14 protein-coding genes are annotated in these 16,859 nt (G+C 73.7%); 2 read left to right on the forward strand and 12 right to left on the reverse strand.

Annotation, left to right across the window (positions count from 1 at the left end; all coding sequences use genetic code 11):
* Positions 1-16 precede the first annotated feature (16 nt).
* The 3 genes from ACERUJ_RS11930 to ffh are packed head-to-tail and all read right to left on the reverse strand — an operon-like array spanning position 17 to position 3,119.
* Complete coding sequence (locus ACERUJ_RS11930; protein ID WP_370248756.1) at positions 17-1,120, reverse strand: amidohydrolase family protein; 1,104 nt, start codon at positions 1,118-1,120, stop codon at positions 17-19.
* 10 nt (positions 1,121-1,130) lie between these two features.
* Positions 1,131-1,517, reverse strand: a complete 387-nt coding sequence (locus ACERUJ_RS11935; protein WP_370248757.1) for a hypothetical protein — start codon at positions 1,515-1,517, stop codon at positions 1,131-1,133.
* A gap of 27 nt (positions 1,518-1,544) precedes the next feature.
* Positions 1,545-3,119 carry a signal recognition particle protein gene (gene ffh, locus ACERUJ_RS11940; protein WP_370248758.1) on the reverse strand — a complete coding sequence of 525 codons (1,575 nt, stop codon included), beginning with the start codon at positions 3,117-3,119 and terminating at the stop codon, positions 1,545-1,547.
* A 109-nt stretch (positions 3,120-3,228) separates the two neighbouring features.
* Here ffh and ACERUJ_RS11945 point away from each other — a divergent pair, with 109 nt between their 5' ends.
* Positions 3,229-3,555, forward strand: coding sequence for a hypothetical protein (locus ACERUJ_RS11945; protein ID WP_370248759.1), 327 nt, complete (start codon positions 3,229-3,231; stop codon positions 3,553-3,555).
* An 18-nt stretch (positions 3,556-3,573) separates the two neighbouring features.
* Here ACERUJ_RS11945 and ACERUJ_RS11950 read toward each other — a convergent pair whose 3' ends face one another.
* The 7 genes from ACERUJ_RS11950 to ACERUJ_RS11980 all read right to left on the reverse strand — a co-directional run bounded on the left by ACERUJ_RS11950 (position 3,574) and on the right by ACERUJ_RS11980 (position 10,922).
* Positions 3,574-5,793: a [protein-PII] uridylyltransferase gene (locus ACERUJ_RS11950; RefSeq protein WP_370248760.1), complete on the reverse strand. Its 2,220-nt coding sequence runs from the start codon at positions 5,791-5,793 to the stop codon at positions 3,574-3,576.
* A 57-nt stretch (positions 5,794-5,850) separates the two neighbouring features.
* Complete coding sequence (locus ACERUJ_RS11955; RefSeq protein WP_370248761.1) at positions 5,851-6,189, reverse strand: P-II family nitrogen regulator; 339 nt, start codon at positions 6,187-6,189, stop codon at positions 5,851-5,853.
* Positions 6,186-7,508: an ammonium transporter gene (locus ACERUJ_RS11960; RefSeq protein ID WP_370248762.1), complete on the reverse strand. Its 1,323-nt coding sequence runs from the start codon at positions 7,506-7,508 to the stop codon at positions 6,186-6,188. The genes ACERUJ_RS11955 and ACERUJ_RS11960 overlap by 4 nt, the downstream gene beginning before the upstream one ends.
* A gap of 124 nt (positions 7,509-7,632) precedes the next feature.
* Entirely contained in the window at positions 7,633-7,971 is a 339-nt protein-coding gene (locus ACERUJ_RS11965; protein WP_370248763.1) for a P-II family nitrogen regulator, read from the reverse strand.
* Positions 7,968-9,236 carry an ammonium transporter gene (locus tag ACERUJ_RS11970; RefSeq protein WP_370248764.1) on the reverse strand — a complete coding sequence of 423 codons (1,269 nt, stop codon included), beginning with the start codon at positions 9,234-9,236 and terminating at the stop codon, positions 7,968-7,970. Before ACERUJ_RS11970 ends, ACERUJ_RS11965 begins: the two co-directional genes overlap by 4 nt.
* A 258-nt stretch (positions 9,237-9,494) precedes the next feature.
* Positions 9,495-10,667, reverse strand: a complete 1,173-nt coding sequence (ftsY, locus tag ACERUJ_RS11975) for a signal recognition particle-docking protein FtsY (protein WP_370248765.1) — start codon at positions 10,665-10,667, stop codon at positions 9,495-9,497.
* A gap of 63 nt (positions 10,668-10,730) precedes the next feature.
* Positions 10,731-10,922, reverse strand: coding sequence for a hypothetical protein (locus tag ACERUJ_RS11980; RefSeq protein ID WP_370248766.1), 192 nt, complete (start codon positions 10,920-10,922; stop codon positions 10,731-10,733).
* 155 nt (positions 10,923-11,077) lie between these two features.
* Here ACERUJ_RS11980 and ACERUJ_RS11985 point away from each other — a divergent pair, with 155 nt between their 5' ends.
* The gene (locus ACERUJ_RS11985; protein WP_370248767.1) at positions 11,078-12,430 is read left to right on the forward strand and encodes an ABC1 kinase family protein; all 1,353 of its coding nucleotides are present in this window, start codon (positions 11,078-11,080) and stop codon (positions 12,428-12,430) included.
* Between the two features lie 291 nt (positions 12,431-12,721).
* Here ACERUJ_RS11985 and ACERUJ_RS11990 read toward each other — a convergent pair whose 3' ends face one another.
* Together ACERUJ_RS11990 and smc are read right to left on the reverse strand one after the other, a co-directional pair.
* Positions 12,722-13,159, reverse strand: a complete 438-nt coding sequence (locus ACERUJ_RS11990; RefSeq protein ID WP_370248768.1) for an acyl-CoA thioesterase — start codon at positions 13,157-13,159, stop codon at positions 12,722-12,724.
* Positions 13,160-13,188: 29 nt separating this feature from the next.
* On the reverse strand, positions 13,189-16,776 hold the full coding sequence (smc, locus tag ACERUJ_RS11995) for a chromosome segregation protein SMC (protein ID WP_370248769.1): 3,588 nt from the start codon (positions 16,774-16,776) through the stop codon (positions 13,189-13,191).
* Between the last annotated feature and the right edge of the window lie 83 nt (positions 16,777-16,859).

Here is a 16,859-nt window from a genome sequence, read left to right on the forward strand (position 1 = left end):
CCGGCTCGGACCCGGCTCAGACCCGGGTGGCCACGACGGCGCCGCGCAGCACCACGCAGGCCGGCCGCCCGAGCGTGGCGAGGTCGCGGCGCGGGTCGGCGTCGAGCACGACGAAGTCGGCGGGCGCCCCCTCGGCGAGCGTGGGGTTCCAGCCCAGCCACTCCCGTCCGCGCCAGGAGACCGCGGCCAGGACGTCGGCCACCGGGAGGCCGAGGTCGACCATCGCCACGACCTCCTCGACCAGGCAGCCGTGGCGCCCCGAGCCGCCGCCGTCGGTGCCGACGAACAGCTCGACCCCGGCCTCGTGGGCGGCGAGCAGGGTCTCGCGGCGACGCGCGAAGAGCTGCTCCATCGTGGCGGCGTAGGCGGGGAACTTGGCGCGACCGGCGTCGGCGAACCCGGGGAACTTCCGGGTCTGCAGCACGGTGGGCACCAGCGCCACCCCGGCCCGGCTCATGGTGTCGAGGTGCCGCTCCTGCAGCCCCGTGCCGTGCTCGATGCAGTCGATCCCGGCGGCCAGCAGGCCGTCGAGGACCTCGGTGCCGAAGCAGTGGGCGGTCACCTTCGCCCCCTCGGCGTGGGCGGCCCCGATCGCGGCGGCCACGGCCGGCACCGGGAAGGAGGGGGCGAGATCGCCCTCCTCCCGCGAGATCCAGTCGCCGACGAGCTTGACCCAGCCGTCGCCGGCGCGCGCCTGCTCACGCACCGCCGCCACGAGGTCCGCGGGCTCGACCTCCTGGGCGTAGCCGCGGATGTAGCGCTGGGTGCGGGCGATGTGGCGGCCCGCCCGGATGAGCCGGGGCAGGTCGTCGCGCTCGTGCACCCACGAGGTGTCGACCGGGGACCCGCAGTCGCGCAGCAGCAGCGCGCCGGCGTCGCGGTCGAGCAGCGCCTGCGCCTCGACCTCCTCCGGCGGCACCCCGCCGCCGTCCTCCAGGCCGAGGTGGTTGTGGGCGTCGACGAAGCCGGGCACGACCCAGCCCTGCGCCACCGTCGTGGCCCCGGGCTGCGGCTCGTAGGTGACACGGCCCTCGACGACGTAGAGGTCGCGGGCCTCGTCCTCGGGCAGGACGACGCCGCGCACGCGCAGCACGGGTGACGGGGCGGGTGATCGGGTCATCGCGGCGAGGCTAGTCCTCGACCGCGGCCCACAGCCACGAGGGGCCGTGCACCTGCGCGAGCGCGGCGACGTTGGCGGCCAGCGCCCGATCGGCGGTCACCACGCCGACGCGCGGGCAGCGCTCGGCGGCGGCGCGGGTCTGCTTGACGATCTCGGAGTCGCCGTCGCGGGCGGCGTGCACGACCTGCACGTGGGCGTCGCGCCCGGGCTTCACCCCGGCCTTGGCGCCGCCCTCGAGCACCAGCACCACGCGCTCGTAGCCGAGGTCGGCCACGAGCAGGGCCTCGTGCAGCCGCTGCGCCGCCCCGGCACGGTCCTTCCACCAGCCGTTCGGCTTCGCGCCCACGACGTTGGCGGCGTCGACCACCAGGATCGAGCGCGCGGCCCGACCGGCCATCTCAGCGCCGGCCCGGGAGGCGCGGGGTCACTTGAGGAACTTCGAGAAGTCCCCGGGCAGCTGCAGCTCGGCGGCGGCCTTCTCGTAGTCGATCGACTCCCCACCCGGCAGACCGAACGGGTTCGGCTTCGCAGCGGGGGCCACCGGCTTGCCGGCCGCCTCCTGGGCGGCCTTGGCGGGGTTGCCCGACACGCGGCGCCCCTTGGCCTTCTTGGGCTGCTGCTTGGCCTTGCCGCGCTTGCCGGCCCCGGGCATGCCGCCCATCCCGGGCATGCCGGGCATCCCCGGGATCCCGCCGCCGCGCGCGAGCTGGGTCATCATCTTGCGGGCCTCGAAGAACCGGTCGACGAGCTGGTTGACGTCGGTGACGGTACGCCCCGAGCCCTTCGCGATCCGGGCGCGGCGGGAGCCGTCGATGATCTTGGGGTTCTCCCGCTCCCCCGGCGTCATCGACTGGATGATGGCCTGGATGCGGTCGATCTCGCGCTCGTCGAAGTTCTCCAGCTGCTCCCGCATCTGGCCCATGCCGGGGAGCATGCCGAGGATCTTGGACATCGAGCCCAGCTTGCGCAGCTGCTGCATCTGCTGGAGGAAGTCGTCGAGGGTGAACTCCCCGCCCTCGCCGGTGAGCTGGGCGGCGGCCTTCATCGCCTGCTCCTGGTCGAAGGCCTTCTCGGCCTGCTCGATCAGGGTCAGCACGTCGCCCATGTCCAGGATGCGCGAGGCCATCCGGTCGGGGTGGAAGACGTCGAAGTCGGTGAGCTTCTCACCGGTCGAGGCGAACATGACCGGCCGGTCGGTGATCCGGCGGATCGAGAGCGCCGCACCGCCGCGGGCGTCGCCGTCGAGCTTGGTGAGCACGACGCCGTCGTAGCCCACGCCGGTGAGGAAGGCCTGGGCGGTGGTGACGGCGTCCTGACCGATCATGGCGTCGACGACGAAGAGCACCTCGTCGGGCTGCACGGCGTCGCGGATGGCGGCGGCCTGGGCCATCATCTCGGCGTCGACGCCGAGGCGGCCCGCGGTGTCGACGATGACGATGTCGTAGAGCTTGCGCTTGGCCTCCTCGATCGACTCCCGCGCCACCGCCACGGGGTCGCCGACGCCGTTGCCCGGCTGCGGGGCGAAGACCGGCACGCCGACACGCTCACCGTTGACCTGCAGCTGGTTGACGGCGTTGGGGCGCTGGAGGTCGCAGGCCACCAGCAGCGGCGAGCGCTGCTGCTCCTTGAGCCACAGCGCGAGCTTGGCCGCCAGCGTCGTCTTGCCCGCACCCTGGAGGCCGGCGAGCATGATCACGGTGGGACCGGTCTTGGCGAACCGCAGCCGACGGGTCTCCCCGCCGAGGATCGTCACGAGCTCCTCGTGGACGATCTTGATGATCTGCTGGGCGGGGTTCAGCGCTCCGCTGACCTCCTCGCCGCGCGCCCGCTCCTTGATCGCGGCCACGAAGTCCTTGACCACCGGCAGCGCGACGTCGGCCTCCAGCAGCGCGATGCGGATCTCGCGCGCGGTGGCGTCGATGTCGGCCTCGGAGAGCTTGCCCTTCCCCCGCAGGTTCTTGAAGGTGTCGGCAAGACGGTCGGAGAGCGTGGCGAACACTGGTGTTTCCCTCGGGTCGTCGGGCGGTGCAGCAGGCCGGCCCCGGGAGGGACGGGCGCGCCCCAGCCTATCGGGGTCGCCGGGTGGACCGATGACCTAGGCTGGGGAGATGCCGGAGGCGCTGCGCATCGTTCTCACCGTCCTGGGCTTCGGCGTGGGCGGAGTCCTCGTGCTCGCGGCGGTGATCTGGCTCTCCCACCGCAACCTGCGTGCGGCCCACCGCGACGGCACCTCCACCTCCGCGGTCGGCGACGCCTTCGGGATCATGCAGGACCTGGTGTCCCCCGCCAACGCCCGCGCCCGGGAGGACCTCGACGACGCCAAGCGGCACGTGCAGCTGGCGCCCGACACCGACGCCGCCCCCACCCGGGTGCGGGTGGACCTCAACGGCGGCACGATCCGGCTGCCCGCCCCGCGCCGCGACCCCGCCTCCTGACCGCCTGCTGAGCGACTGCTAGGCCCCGCCGAGGGCGGCGCGCACGGCGTGGGCCGCCTGCGCGGCCCGGGTGTCGGAGAGCGCGCCGGCCGAGGCCTCCTGCAGGTAGAAGACGTCCACCGCCTGCGGACCCAGGGTGTCGATGTGCGCCGAGCGCACCGAGACCTCGAGCGACGCGAGCGCGGCGCACACCAGGTACATCACGCCGGGCCGGTCGGCCGCCCGCACCTCGAGCACGGTGGCGTGCTCGCTGGCCTCGGGACGCACCGCGACGGTGGGGGCGAGGTCGCCGGCGGCGGCGACCTTGGCGAACCGGGTGCCGGCGTCGATCCGGCCGCTGCGCAGGGTGGCGTACTTGGTGCGCAGCAGCGCGGGGTCGACCTCGTCGGAGGCGAGCTCCCAGACCGTGATCCCGAACTGGTCCTGACCCCACACCCGGGCCGCGCGGATCGGGAGCCGCTGCAGCGCGAAGGTGGCAGCGAGGTCGGCGAGCAGCCCCACCCGGTCGTGCGCGACGACGGTGACCCGGGAGCCGTCGCCCACCCGCTCGACGTCGAAGCGGACCTCGTCGGGGCCGAGGTCGGCCGGCACCGGCACCTCGTCGGTGCGCAACGCGGGCGGCGCGACGCCGGTGTCGAGCGCGGCGCGGGCGCGGCGGGCGAGGTCGGTGATGAGCCCGGCCCGCCACGACGTCCAGGCCTGCGGCGAGGTGGCCTTGGCGTCGGCCTCGGTCAGCGCACCCAGCAGGGAGAGCGCCTCGGCCGTGCGCAGCCGGGCGGTGACTTGCTCGACGGTGGCGGGGTCGTCGGGGTCGCGGGTGGTCGCGGTGGAGGCCAGCAGCAGGTGCCAGCGCACCAGCAGGGCGATCAGCTCCACGCACTCGGCGTCGAACCCCATCCGGCGGGCGACTTCGCGCGCGACCGGCTCCCCCGCGATCGAGTGTTCGGTGAGCCCGCCCTTGCCGATGTCGTGCAGCAGCGCGGCCACCATGAGCACGTCGGGGCGGGCGACGGTGCGGATGAGCGCCGAGGCCTCCACACAGGTCTCGACGACGTGCCGGTCGACGGTGAAGCGGTGGATCACCGAGGCGTGGGGCAGCATCCGGATGCGCTCCCACTCCGGCAGCACCTGCTCCAGGGCGCCGGTCTCCTCCAGGGTCTCCCACACCGGCAGCAGGCCGCGGCCGCTGGCGAGCAGCCGCACCATCAGCTGGCGGGCCTCCTCGGGCCACGGGTCCGGCAACGGGGCGCACTCCCGCACCAGGCGGGCGGCGGTGGCCGGGGCGAGCACGACGTCGTGCTCGGCGGCGGCGGTGGCCGCGCGCAGCAGCAGCACGGGGTCGCCGGCGGGATCGGCCCGGCGGTCGAGCACCACCTCCCCCGCCGACAGGGCGACGCCGTGGGCCAGCGGCTCCAACACGACCTTGCGGGCCACCTGCGGCGAGGCTGGCCGCGCCAGGACGCCGTCGACCCGTCGCCAGGCCAGCCGCGTGAGGTGGGTGATGCGGCGACCGGCCTCGCGCACGTGCTTCTGCACCGCGCGGTCGTCGTGCAGGCCCAGCAGCGGGGCGAGGTCGCTCCACATCTCCGGGGCGATGCGGTCGGTGGCACGCCCGGCCAGGGCCTGCACGTGGTCGCGGACGTCGAGGAGCACCTGGCGGGAGGCCTCCAGCTCGGCTGCCGGCACGTCCACCAGCCAGGTGGCCACGAGCGAGCGCAGCGTGGTGGTGTCGCGCAGCCCGCCCTCGGACTCCTTCAGGTCCGGCACCGAGAGGTGCGCGAGCTCGCCCATCAGCCGGTGGCGCTGGTCGCTGGCGGCCCGCATCTCGGGCAGCCGCGCCCGGGCGTGGCGACGCCACTGGGCCAGCATCGTGGTGCGCAGGCGCAGGGTGAGGTTGGCGTCGCCGGCGACGTGGCGCACGTCGAGCAGGCCCGCGGCCACCCGGTGGTCGGCGTCGGCCGCCGCGACCATCTCGGGCAGGGTGCGTACGGCGTGGTCGATGCGCGAGCCGGAGTCCCACAGCGGGTACCACAGCGTCTCGGCGAGGTCGCCGAGCACGACGTCCTCGTCGCTGACCAGGACCAGGTCGAGGTCGGAGTGGGGCGCGAGCTCCCCGCGGCCGTAGCCGCCGACGGCCACGAGGGCGGCCCCGACGTCGGGGCCGCCGGCGGCGGCGTAGGCGTCGAGGCAGCGCTGATCGGCCGCCGTCGTGCGGGCGGCGCGGTCGGCCGCCGTCATGCGTCGGGAGCCGTGGGACGGGGAGCGGTCACGAGGCGGAGCGGGTCAGCGCCGTGTTCAGAGGGCGGCGCTGTCGCGGTCGCCGGTGCGCACGCGCACCACCGACTCCAGCGGCTGCACCCAGATCTTGCCGTCGCCGATGCGACCGGTCTGGGCGGCCCGGGCGATGGCCTCGGTCACGGCGTCGACGTCGTCGTCGTCGACCGCGATCTCCAGGCGCACCTTGGGCACGAGCGCGATGTCGTACTCGGCGCCGCGGTAGACCTCGGTGTGGCCCTTCTGCCGGCCGTAGCCGCTGACCTCGCTGACGGTCATGCCGGTGACACCGACCGCCTCCAGGGCGGTGCGGACGTCCTGCCACTTGTGGGGCTTGATGACGGCGGTCACGAGCTTCATGCGTGGTCCCTTTCCAGGGTGGAGAGCAGCGACCCGGCACCCCGGGCGCCACCGGCGGCGTTGAGATCGTAGGCGCTCTCGGCGTGCACGACGAGGTCGATCCCGGAGATCTCCTCCTCCTCGTCGACGCGGAAGCCGAGCGCCTTGTGGATCACGAGTCCGATGATGCCCGAGACCACGAAGGCGTAGACCAGCACCGCGCCGGCACCGACGACCTGGCGCCACAGCTGGTCGACCCCGCCGCCGTAGAACAGGCCGTCCACCCCGGTGGGGGCGTCGGAGGTGGCGAGCAGGCCGATGCCGATCGTGCCGACCAGGCCGCCCACGAGGTGCACGCCGACGACGTCGAGGGAGTCGTCGAAGCCGAAGCGGTACTTCATCCCCACCGCGTAGGCGCAGATCACGCCGGCGGCGACGCCCATGACCAGCGAGCCGATCGGCGACAGCGAGCCGCACGAGGGGGTGATCGCCACCAGGCCGGAGACCAGGCCGGAGGCGGCACCGAGCGAGGTGGCGTGGCCGTCGCGGAACCGCTCGACCGCGAGCCAGCCCAGGGTGCCGGCGCAGCCGGCGAGCAGGGTGGTGGCGAAGACGAGGCCCGCGCGCTGGTCGGCGGCGAGCGCCGAGCCGGCGTTGAAGCCGAACCAGCCGAACCACAGCAGCCCCGCGCCCAGCATCACCAGGGTGAGGTTGTGGGGCTTCATGGGGTCGCGACCGAAGCCGACGCGCTTGCCGAGCACCAGGGCCAGCGCGAGCGCGGAGGCGCCGGAGCAGATCTCCACCGCGGTGCCGCCGGCGAAGTCGATGACCTTCAGCTCGTTGGCCATCCAGCCACCGACGTGGTCGCCGGCGGAGAAGGCGAAGATCCAGTGGGCGATTGGGGCGTAGACCACGACGGTCCACACCGCGATGAACACCAGCCACGCGCCGAACCGGGCGCGGTCGGCGATCGCCCCCGAGACCAGCGCGCCGGTGATGACGCAGAACAGGCCCTGGAACATCGCGAACAGGACCAACGGGTAGGCGCTCTCCCCGTTCGCGCCGGCCTCCATGAGCTGACCGAGCCCGGCGTACTGGAACGGGTCGCCGAACAGGCCCAGGGTCACGTCGTCGCCGAAGGCGATCGAGTAGCCCACCACGGTCCAGACGACCATGATCACCGCGAGGGCGCCGAAGGTCATCATCATCATGTTCAGCACGCTCTTGGCGCGCACCATGCCGCCGTAGAACAGCGCCAGACCGGGGGCCATCAGCAGCACCAGCGCGCTGGCGACGAGCAGCCAGGCGGTGGTTCCGGAGTCGATCGCGAGAGCAGTCACGGGCGCCTACCCTCCGGCCGGCGTGTTACCGGCGGCGTCGCGTCGTGTTACGCACACGTAAACGACCCGGCCGTCGAGGGGGACGGCCGGGTCGTTCAGTGATCCCGAGAGGAGGGGCGGACCGCTACAGCGCGGCCTCGTCCTTGTCGCCGGTGCGGACCCGGATGACGGTGTCGACCGGGCTCACCCACACCTTGCCGTCACCGATGCGACCGGTCTGCGCGGTCTTGGTGATGATGCCGACCACGTCCTCGGTGTCGCCGTCGTCGACGACGATCTCGATGCGGATCTTGGGCACGAGGGCGATGTCGTACTCCGCGCCGCGGTAGACCTCGGTGTGGCCCTTCTGCCGGCCGTAACCGCTGACCTCGCTGACGGTCATCCCGGTGACGCCGAAGGTCTCCAGCGCCTCGCGGACGTCCTCCCACTTGTGCGGCTTGATCACCGCGGTCACGAGCTTCACAGGCTTGCCCCTTCGGACTTGGTGAGGATGCCGGAGCCGGAGCCGCCGGCGGTGTGGATGTCGTAGGCGGACTCGCCGTGGGCGGCGAGGTCGATCCCGGCCACCTCGTCGTCCTCGTCGATGCGCAGGCCGATCGTGAACTTGATGGCCAGACCGATGATCAGGGTGAGCACCGCCGAGATGCCGATCGCGACCAGGGCCCCCAGGGACTGGTCGACCAGGGAGTCGACGCCGCCGCCGTAGAACAGCCCGTCGACGCCGCCCGCGCCGTCGGAGGTGGAGAAGAGCCCGATGAGGACGGTGCCGAGGATGCCGCCGACCAGGTGGACGCCCACGACGTCGAGCGAGTCGTCGTAGCCGAGCTTGAACTTCAGGCCCACGGCCCAGGCGCAGACACCACCGGCGATGGCGCCGATGGCCACCGCACCCTCGAGGTCGACCGCGCCGCAGGCGGGGGTGATGGCGACCAGACCGGCCACGATGCCCGAGGCCGCACCCAGCGAGGTGGCCTTCTTGTGCAGCAGCTTCTCGATCGCCAGCCAGCCGAGGATCGCGGCCATCGTGGCCAGGGTGGTGTTGGCGAAGGTGCGGCCGGTCTCGCTGAAGAACTGCGCCATGTCGGCTTCCTCGGACTCGCCGCCGAAGACGATCGAGCCGACGTTGAAGCCGTACCAGCCCAGCCACAGCAGGCCGGCGCCGAGCATGGTGAGGGTCAGGTTGTGCGGGCGCATCGGCTCGCGGCCGAAGCCGGCCCGCTTGCCGAGCAGCACCACGAGCACGAGGGCGGCCACACCGGCGTTGATGTGCACCGCGGTGCCACCGGCGTAGTCCTGGGCGCCGATCCGACCGCAAATGAGGGAGTCGTCGGTGCAGCTGAAGACCATGTGCGCCATCGGGAAGTACACGAGGAGCGCCCACACGGGGATGAAGGCCAGCCAGGCGGCGAACTTCATCCGGCCCTCGACCGCGCCGCTGATGAGCGCGACGGTGATGACGGCGAACGTCATCTGGAACATCACGAAGATGTAGCTGTCCGTCGAGACGCTGTCGAGCCAGAAGAGCTCGAAGGGGTCGGCGAAGAACGTGCCGTCACCGCCGAAGCCCATCGACCAGCCGACCGCGACGTAGAGGATGCCGACGATCGCTGCCGCAGTGAACGACATCATCATCATGTTGAGCACGGACTTCGAGCGGGACATGCCGCCGTAGAACAGGGCGAGCGCCGGCACCGTCATCATCAGGACGAAGGCGGTGGCGATCAGCATGAAGGCGTAATAGCCGTCCACTGAACCTCCAGGGAGTGTGGTTTCTCGGGAGACGAGAGCACCGCACGTCGGTGTGCGGGTGCTCCGCCGGATTCGCGAGAAGCCTCACGGGGCGATGTTGCGACCTCACCGCCCTGTTGTTTCGCCCAGGAAACGAGTTCGCCCGTTGCGTTACGGAACGGTTTCGCACCGCCGCCCCGTCGATCCCGTCCACCCTGTCCTCACCCGTCGGGCTGAGGTCCGGGGCCGACGCCGGCGTCAGCCCAGCAGGGCGTCCACGAACGCGCCGGGGTCGAAGGGCGCCAGGTCGTCGGGGCCCTCGCCGAGGCCCACGAGCTTCACCGGCACACCGAGCTCGCGCTGGACGGCCATCACGATGCCACCCTTCGCCGAGCCGTCGAGCTTGGTGAGCACGATGCCGGTGACGTCGACGACCTCGGAGAACACCCGGGCCTGGATCAGGCCGTTCTGCCCGGTGGTGGCGTCCAGCACCAGCAGCACCTCGGTGACCGGGGCCTGCTTCTCGATGACGCGCTTGACCTTGCCGAGCTCGTCCATCAGGCCGGCCTTGTTCTGCAGCCGGCCCGCGGTGTCGACCAGCACGGTGTCGACGCCGGCCTCGACGCCGTGCTTGACCGCCTCGAAGGCGACGCTGGCGGGGTCGGAGCCCTCGGGGCCGCGCACGACCTCGACGCCGACGCGCTCGCCCCAGGTGGCGAGCTGGTCCACCGCGGCGGCGCGGAAGGTGTCGGCCGCGCCGAGGGTGACGGTGCGGTCCTCGGCCACCAGGATGCGGGCGATCTTGCCGACGGTGGTGGTCTTGCCGGCGCCGTTCACGCCGACCACGAGCACGACGCCGGGCTTGCCGTCCTGCCCGCTGATCTGCAGGCGGCGGTCCAGGGCGGGGTCGACCAGGGTGATGAGCTCGTCGCGCAGCACGGCGCGCGGGTCGCCGGCCTCGGAGCCGTCGACGCGCAGCCGGGTGCGCAGGTTGTCGACCACCTGCTGGGTCGGGGCGACCCCGACGTCGGCGGTGAGCAGGAGGTCCTCGATGGCCTCCCAGGTGTCCTCGTCGAGCCGGTCGCGGCTCAGCAGCGCCAGCAGACCGCGCCCGAAGCCGCCCTGGGAGCCCGCGAGCCGCTGACGCAGCCGCACCAGGCGCGACGGCGTGCCCTCGGGCTTCTCGACCGCGGGTGCGGCCGGGGCCTCGACCGGCGCCTCGACCCGCGCCTCGACCGCGGTGTCGGTCGCGACCTCCGCGACGTCCTCGCGCGGGGGGGCCTCGATCGTCGGGGCGGGCGCGGCGGGCGGGGCGACCGGCGGCGTGGCCCCGCGACGACGACGCGGGACGACGAGGCCGGCGAGCAGCACCGCTGCGACGACGACGATCCCGAGGATCAGCAGGAGCCATTCGGTCAGCGAGTCGAACATGCGCTCATCCAACCAGCCGGGAGGCCCGGCACCTCAACCCGGCACCGCGCGCCGGGTGAGGGTTCAGCCGCGACGCGACGACGCGGCGGCGTCGTCCTCCCCCAGGGTCGGGACGGCGTCGGCGGCGCGCGCGGCGACGCGGTTGAGCCACGGCGCCCCCGGCACCTCGCGGCCGCGGTCGATGTAGGCGGCGTACACCGCCACGCCGGCGGCGAGGACGAGCACGAACAGCATGACCAGGAACACCGAGACCACGGTGGAACCCTCCGAGAGATCAGAACCGGGTGAGACGTCTTTACTTTGCCACGGATCGCGGGGCGACCCCCTCACCCGCGCGGCCCGTCCCGCGACGGCGGGCGTGACGTGCGCGACACCGGCGGGGTGAACAGCGGGCTGGGAGGATGGGAGGTATGGCCGATCTCCCGCGCAAGGCTGCCCGTCGCACCGCCCGCCTCGCGGCGCTGCCGCTCGGCTACGCGGGCCGCAGCGCGGTCGGACTCGGCAAGCGCCTCGGCGGCGCCCCCGCCGAGGCGGTGATGACCGAGATCCAGCAGCGCACCGCCGAGCAGCTCTTCCGCACCCTCGGCGAGCTCAAGGGCGGGGCGATGAAGTTCGGCCAGGCGCTCTCGGTGCTCGAGGCGGCGCTGCCGGAGGAGATGGCCGCCCCCTACCGCGAGCAGCTCACCAAGCTGCAGGACGCCGCTCCCCCGATGCCCACCGCGACCGTGCGCGAGGCACTGGCCCGCGAGCTCGGCCCCGACTGGCAGGAGCAGCTGGTCTGGCTCGACGGCGCCCCCACCGCGGCCGCCTCGATCGGTCAGGTGCACAAGGGCCGCTGGCACGACGGCCGTGAGGTGGCGGTGAAGGTGCAGTACCCCGGGGCCGGCGAGGCTCTGCGGGCCGACCTGCGCCAGCTCTCACGCGTGGCGCGCACCCTCGGCCCGCTGTTCCCCGGTCTGGACGTCAAGCCGCTGGTGGCCGAGATGATCGAGCGCACCGAGGAGGAGCTCGACTACCGCCTCGAGGCCGAGGCGCAGCAGGCCTTCCACGAGGCGTTCGTCGACGACCCCGACCTCACCGTGCCGGCCGTCGTCGCGTTCGGCGAGACCGTGCTCATCACCGAGTGGCTCGACTCCGCGTCCTCGCTGGCCGCGGTGATCAAGGACGGTACGCAGGCCGAGCGCGACCACTACGGCGAGCTGCTCGTGCGGTTCCTGTTCGCCAGCCCCGCCCGCACCGGCATGCTGCACGCCGACCCGCACCCCGGGAACTTCCGCGTCATCCCCGGCCCCGACGGCGAGCCCGGCCGGCTCGGCGTGCTCGACTACGGCGCGGTCGCGCGCCTGCCCGGACGCCAGCTGCCCCGCGCGATGGGCGACCTGATCCGTCGCTGCGCCACCGGCGACGCCGAGCAGGTGGTGGCCGGGCTGCGCCAGGAGGGGTTCATCAAGGAGAAGATCACCCTGGACGGCCAGGCGCTGATCGACTACCTCGCGCCGTTCGTCGAGCCCACCCAGGTGGAGCGTTTCCGGTTCTCCCGTGCCTGGATGCGCGCCCAGTTCGAGCGCATGAACGACCCCAAGGGGCCCTCCTACGCGATCGCGGTGCGCATCAACCTGCCGCCGTCCTACCTGCTCATCCACCGCACCTGGATCGGCGGCATCGGCATCCTGAGCCAGCTCGAGGCCGAGGCGCCCTTCAAGGCCCTGCTCACCGAGCACCTGCCCGGCTTCGCCGACAGCGAGGGCGCCACCGCCGGCTGAGCGCATCCTCACCGCGTCTCGTGACGGCGCCAGGGACACGGTCGTCGAGGAGCGAGCGCAGCGAGCGTCACGAGACGCCCGCACCCGACCCACCACGTCTCGTGGCGGCGCCAGGGAAACGGTCGTCGAGGAGCGAGCGCCAGCGAGCGTCACGAGACGCCCGCACCCGGCAGACGGCCGGTGGCCAGCGTCGCCTCCCGACCCACGGCGTCTCGTGACGGCGCCAGGGCGCCTCCTCGACGAACGTCAGTGGTCACGGTCGTCGAGGAGCGAGGGCCAGCGGGTGCCGGGTCAGCGCACCAGCGGGGCGACGGCGGCGCGGATGACGTCGGGCACCGGGACGACCGGCCGGGCGGGATCGGTGTTGTCGACGTAGACGTGCACGAAGCGCCCCTCGGCGTGGGCGAGGTCGCCGTCACCCTGGAACAGGCCGACGCGGTAGATGATCGAGGAGGTGCCGAGCCGCTCGCAGACCACGCCGACGTCGACGGGCTCGGGGTAGCCGATCTCGGCGAAGTAGCGGCACGACACCTCCGCCACGACCCCGATCGCGGGCAGGGTGCGGATGTCGACGCCGGTGCCGGCGACGAGGTGGTTGTTCACCACCGTGTCGATGAGCTCGAAGTACCGGGCGTTGTTCATGTGCCCGTAGACGTCGATGTCGGCCCAGCGCGTGGTGACGCGCTCCCAGTGGGGGTAGTCGCTGCGCGGCGGTCGGGTGGCGGGCATGGCTCTCCTGGGGCTCGGGGTGAGGCGGGTCAGGCCGGCTCGGGCTCGCGCAGCCGCTGAGAGATCACCGCGCTGACGCCGTCGCCGCGCATCGTGACGCCGTACAGGGCGTCGCCGACCTCCATGGTGCGCTTCTGGTGGGTGATGACGAGCAGCTGGGAGTTCTCGCGCAGCTCCTCGTAGATCTGCAGCAGGCGCCCCAGGTTGGTGTCGTCCAGGGCCGCCTCCACCTCGTCGAGGATGTAGAACGGCGAGGGCCGGGCCTTGAACAGCGCCACCAGGAAGGCGACCGCGACCAGGGAGCGCTCGCCGCCGGAGAGCAACGAGAGCCGCTTGACCTTCTTGCCCGGGGGCCGGGCCTCCACCTCGATGCCGGTGGTGAGCATGTTGTCGGGGTCGGTGAGCACGAGCCGGCCCTCGCCGCCGGGGAAGAGCCGGGCGAACGTGGCGTCGAAGGCGCGCTCGACGTCGGCGTAGGCCTCGGTGAAGACCTCCTCGACCCGGGTGTCGACCTCGCGCACGATGTCGAGCAGGTCCTTGCGGGTCTGCTTGAGGTCCTCCAGCTGCTCGGTGAGGAAGCGGTGGCGCTCCTCCATCGCCGAGAACTCCTCCAGCGCCAGCGGGTTGACGCGTCCGAGCTCGCGCAGGGCGCGCTCGGCGGTGCGCAGCCGCTTGGTCTGCTCCTCGCGCACGTAGGGCACCGTGGTGGACCCAGCGGCGTCGGGAGCGTCCGGGCCGTCGGGGGTCTCCGACGCCACCGGCACCGGCACGTCGGGGCCGAAGTCGGCCACCAGCGCGTCGGCGTCCAGACCGAGCTCCTCCAGGGCCCGCTCCTCCAGCTGCTCGATGCGCATCCGCTGCTGGGCGCGGGCCATCTCGTCGCGGTGCACCGAGCTGATGAGCTCGGTGAGCTCGGCCCCCAGGGTGCGCAGGGTGGCGCGCACCTCCAGCAGCGCCCGCTCGCGGCCCTGGCGGTCGCGCTCGACCGCCGCTCGGACCTCGCTGGCCTCGTGCCAGGAGGCCTCCAGGTGGGCGAGCACGAAGGTGGTGGCCTCCCCCACCGCGCGGGCGACCTCGGCCTCGCGCTGCAGTCGGGCCCGGCGCTCGGCGGCGCGGGCGCGGGCCTCGCGCTCCTGCCGGGCCTGGCGCATCAGGGCGTCGGCGCGCCCGTGGCCGGCGCGGGCGCGCTCCTCGGCGGTGCGCAGCGCCAGCCGCGCCTCCATCTCCGCCGCGCGGGCGGCCGTGGCGGCCTGCGCCAGCCGCTCCCGCTCGCCGGTGTCGGGCTCCTCGCCGTCGTCGTGGGACTGCTCGGCGGCCGCCACCCGCGCCTCGAGCTCGGCCAGCCCGCCGAGGTCCTGCACCCGGGCGGCCTCGGCCTTCTCCAGGGCCGCCTCCAACCGCTGGGCCTCCCCGGCCGCGGCGCGCATCTGGGAGCCATACTGGCCCAGCTCCTCCGCGACGGCCGCCAGGGTGGCGTCGGACTCGTGCAGCTGCGCCAGGGCGACGTCGACGCGCTGCTGGGCGGTGAGCCGCTCGGCCTCCAGCCGCGAGGTCTCGAAGGTGAGACGCTCGGCGCGGGCGGTGGCCTCGCGCAGCGCCTCCCCGGCCTCGTCGACCGCGCTCTGGATCTCGATCAGGCTCTGCCCCGCGGCGGAGCCGCCGTCGGCGCGGTGGGCGCCGAGCACGTCGCCGTCGCGGGTGACGGCGGTGAGCTCGGCGTCGGCCTCGACCACGCGGCGCGCGGTGGCGAGGTCGTCGACCACGACGACCCGCTCCAGCAGCCGGGTGAGGGCCGGGACGAGCGTGTCAGGCACGGCGTCGAGCAGGTCGAGGGCGTAGGGCACGCCCTCCGGCGCGGCGGGCCAGTCGCGCCGCCGGGCCGCGGCGCCGCCCACCAGGAGGCCGGCGCGGCCGAGGTCGCCGGCGCGCAGGTGCTCCAGCGCGGCGACCGCCGCTGCGGGGTCGGCCACCGCGACGGCGTCGGCGGCCGCACCGAGGGCCGCGGCCAGTGCCGTCTCGTGCCCCGGGGACACGCTGAGCAGGGTCGCGACCGAACCCAGGACGCCGTCGAGCGGACCGCCGTCGCCGCCCGCGGCGAGCAGGGCCCCGCCGCCGTCCTTGCGCGCCAGGCCGAGCTCGAGGGCGTCCTTGCGGGCGGCCAGCGCCGAGCGTTCGCGGTCGGCGTCCTGCACCTCGGCCCGCACGGCCGCGAGCCGCTCCTCGATCGCGTCGAGGGCGGCGACGGCGTCCTCGTGCTCGGCGTCGAGCCCCTCCTCGCCGGCGTCGAGGCCGGCCACGCGGGTCTCGAGCGCGGTGAAGTCGTGCTGGGCGCGGGCCGCGCGGGCCAGCGCCTCCTCGCGGGCCAGGGTGAGCCGGCCGATCTCGTCGGCGGCCGCGGCCGCACGCGACTTCAGGGCGTTGACCTGGCCGTGGAGCCGCGCGAGGCCCTCGCGCCGGTCGGCGGCGGCGCGCTGCAGGGCGGCGATGCGCCGGTCCTCGGCGGCCGCGGCCTCCTCCGCCTCGCGCCGGGCGGTCACGGCGCCCTCGAGGGCGAGCCGCAGCTGCTCGACCTCGGCGGCGTTCGCGGCCTCCCGCTCGCGGGCGGTCTCGGCCTCGGCCTCCAGCTGCTCGGGGTCGCGGCCCCGGGCGCCGGCCTCGGCCTCCCCCGCACCGGCGGCGTTGCGCACCCGCTCGGCCGCGAGGCCCTGGGTGCCGCGGATCCGCTCACGCAGGCTGCCGAGGGCGTACTGGGTCTCCTGGGCGGCGCTGAGGGCCGGGAGGTCCTCGCGCAACGCGGCCTCGAGCTCGGCCTCGGCCTCCCGGGCGCGCGCCAGGGAGGCCTCGACCTCGGTACGGCGCTCGACCAGCACCGACTCGTCGGCCAGCTCCTGCTCGAGGGCGGTGCGGGCGGTCACGAGGTCGTCGGCGAGCAGGCGCGCCCGTGCGTCGCGGACGTCGGCCTGCACGGTGGCGGCCCGGCGGGCCACCTCGGCCTGGCGCCCCAGCGGCTTGAGCTGGCGGCGGATCTCGACGATCAGGTCGTTCAACCGGGTCAGGTTGCCCTGGGTCGCGTCGAGCTTGCGCAGCGCCTTCTCCTTGCGCTTGCGGTGCTTGAGGACGCCGGCGGCCTCCTCGATGAACCCGCGGCGGTCCTCGGCGGTGGCGTGCAGGATCGAGTCGAGCTGACCCTGCCCGACGATCACGTGCATCTCGCGACCGATGCCGGAGTCGCTGAGCAGCTCCTGCACGTCGAGCAGCCGGCAGGCGGTGCCGTTGATGGCGTACTCCGAGCCGCCGCTGCGGAACATCGTGCGGCTGATCGTCACCTCGGAGTACTCGATCGGCAGCGCGCCGTCGGAGTTGTCGATGGTGAGCACGACCTCGGCGCGGCCCAACGGCGGACGGCCGCTGGTGCCGGCGAAGATGACGTCCTCCATCTTCCCGCCGCGCAGCGACTTGGCGCCCTGCTCGCCCATCACCCACGCCAGGGCGTCGACGACGTTGGACTTCCCCGACCCGTTGGGGCCCACGATGCAGGTGATGCCCGGCTCGAGCTGGAGCGTGGTCGCGGAGGCGAAGGACTTGAACCCCTTCAGGGTCAGGCTCTTCAGGTACACGCGGGCGCTCCTGCGGGTGGTCTGCCCGGGTCTGGCGGGTCGGGCAGGTGGACGGGGTGGGACGTCGGTGCCGGACCGGAGGT

The sequence above is a fragment of the Nocardioides sp. genome (assembly GCF_964228225.1).
GTDB lineage: Bacteria > Actinomycetota > Actinomycetes > Propionibacteriales > Nocardioidaceae > Nocardioides.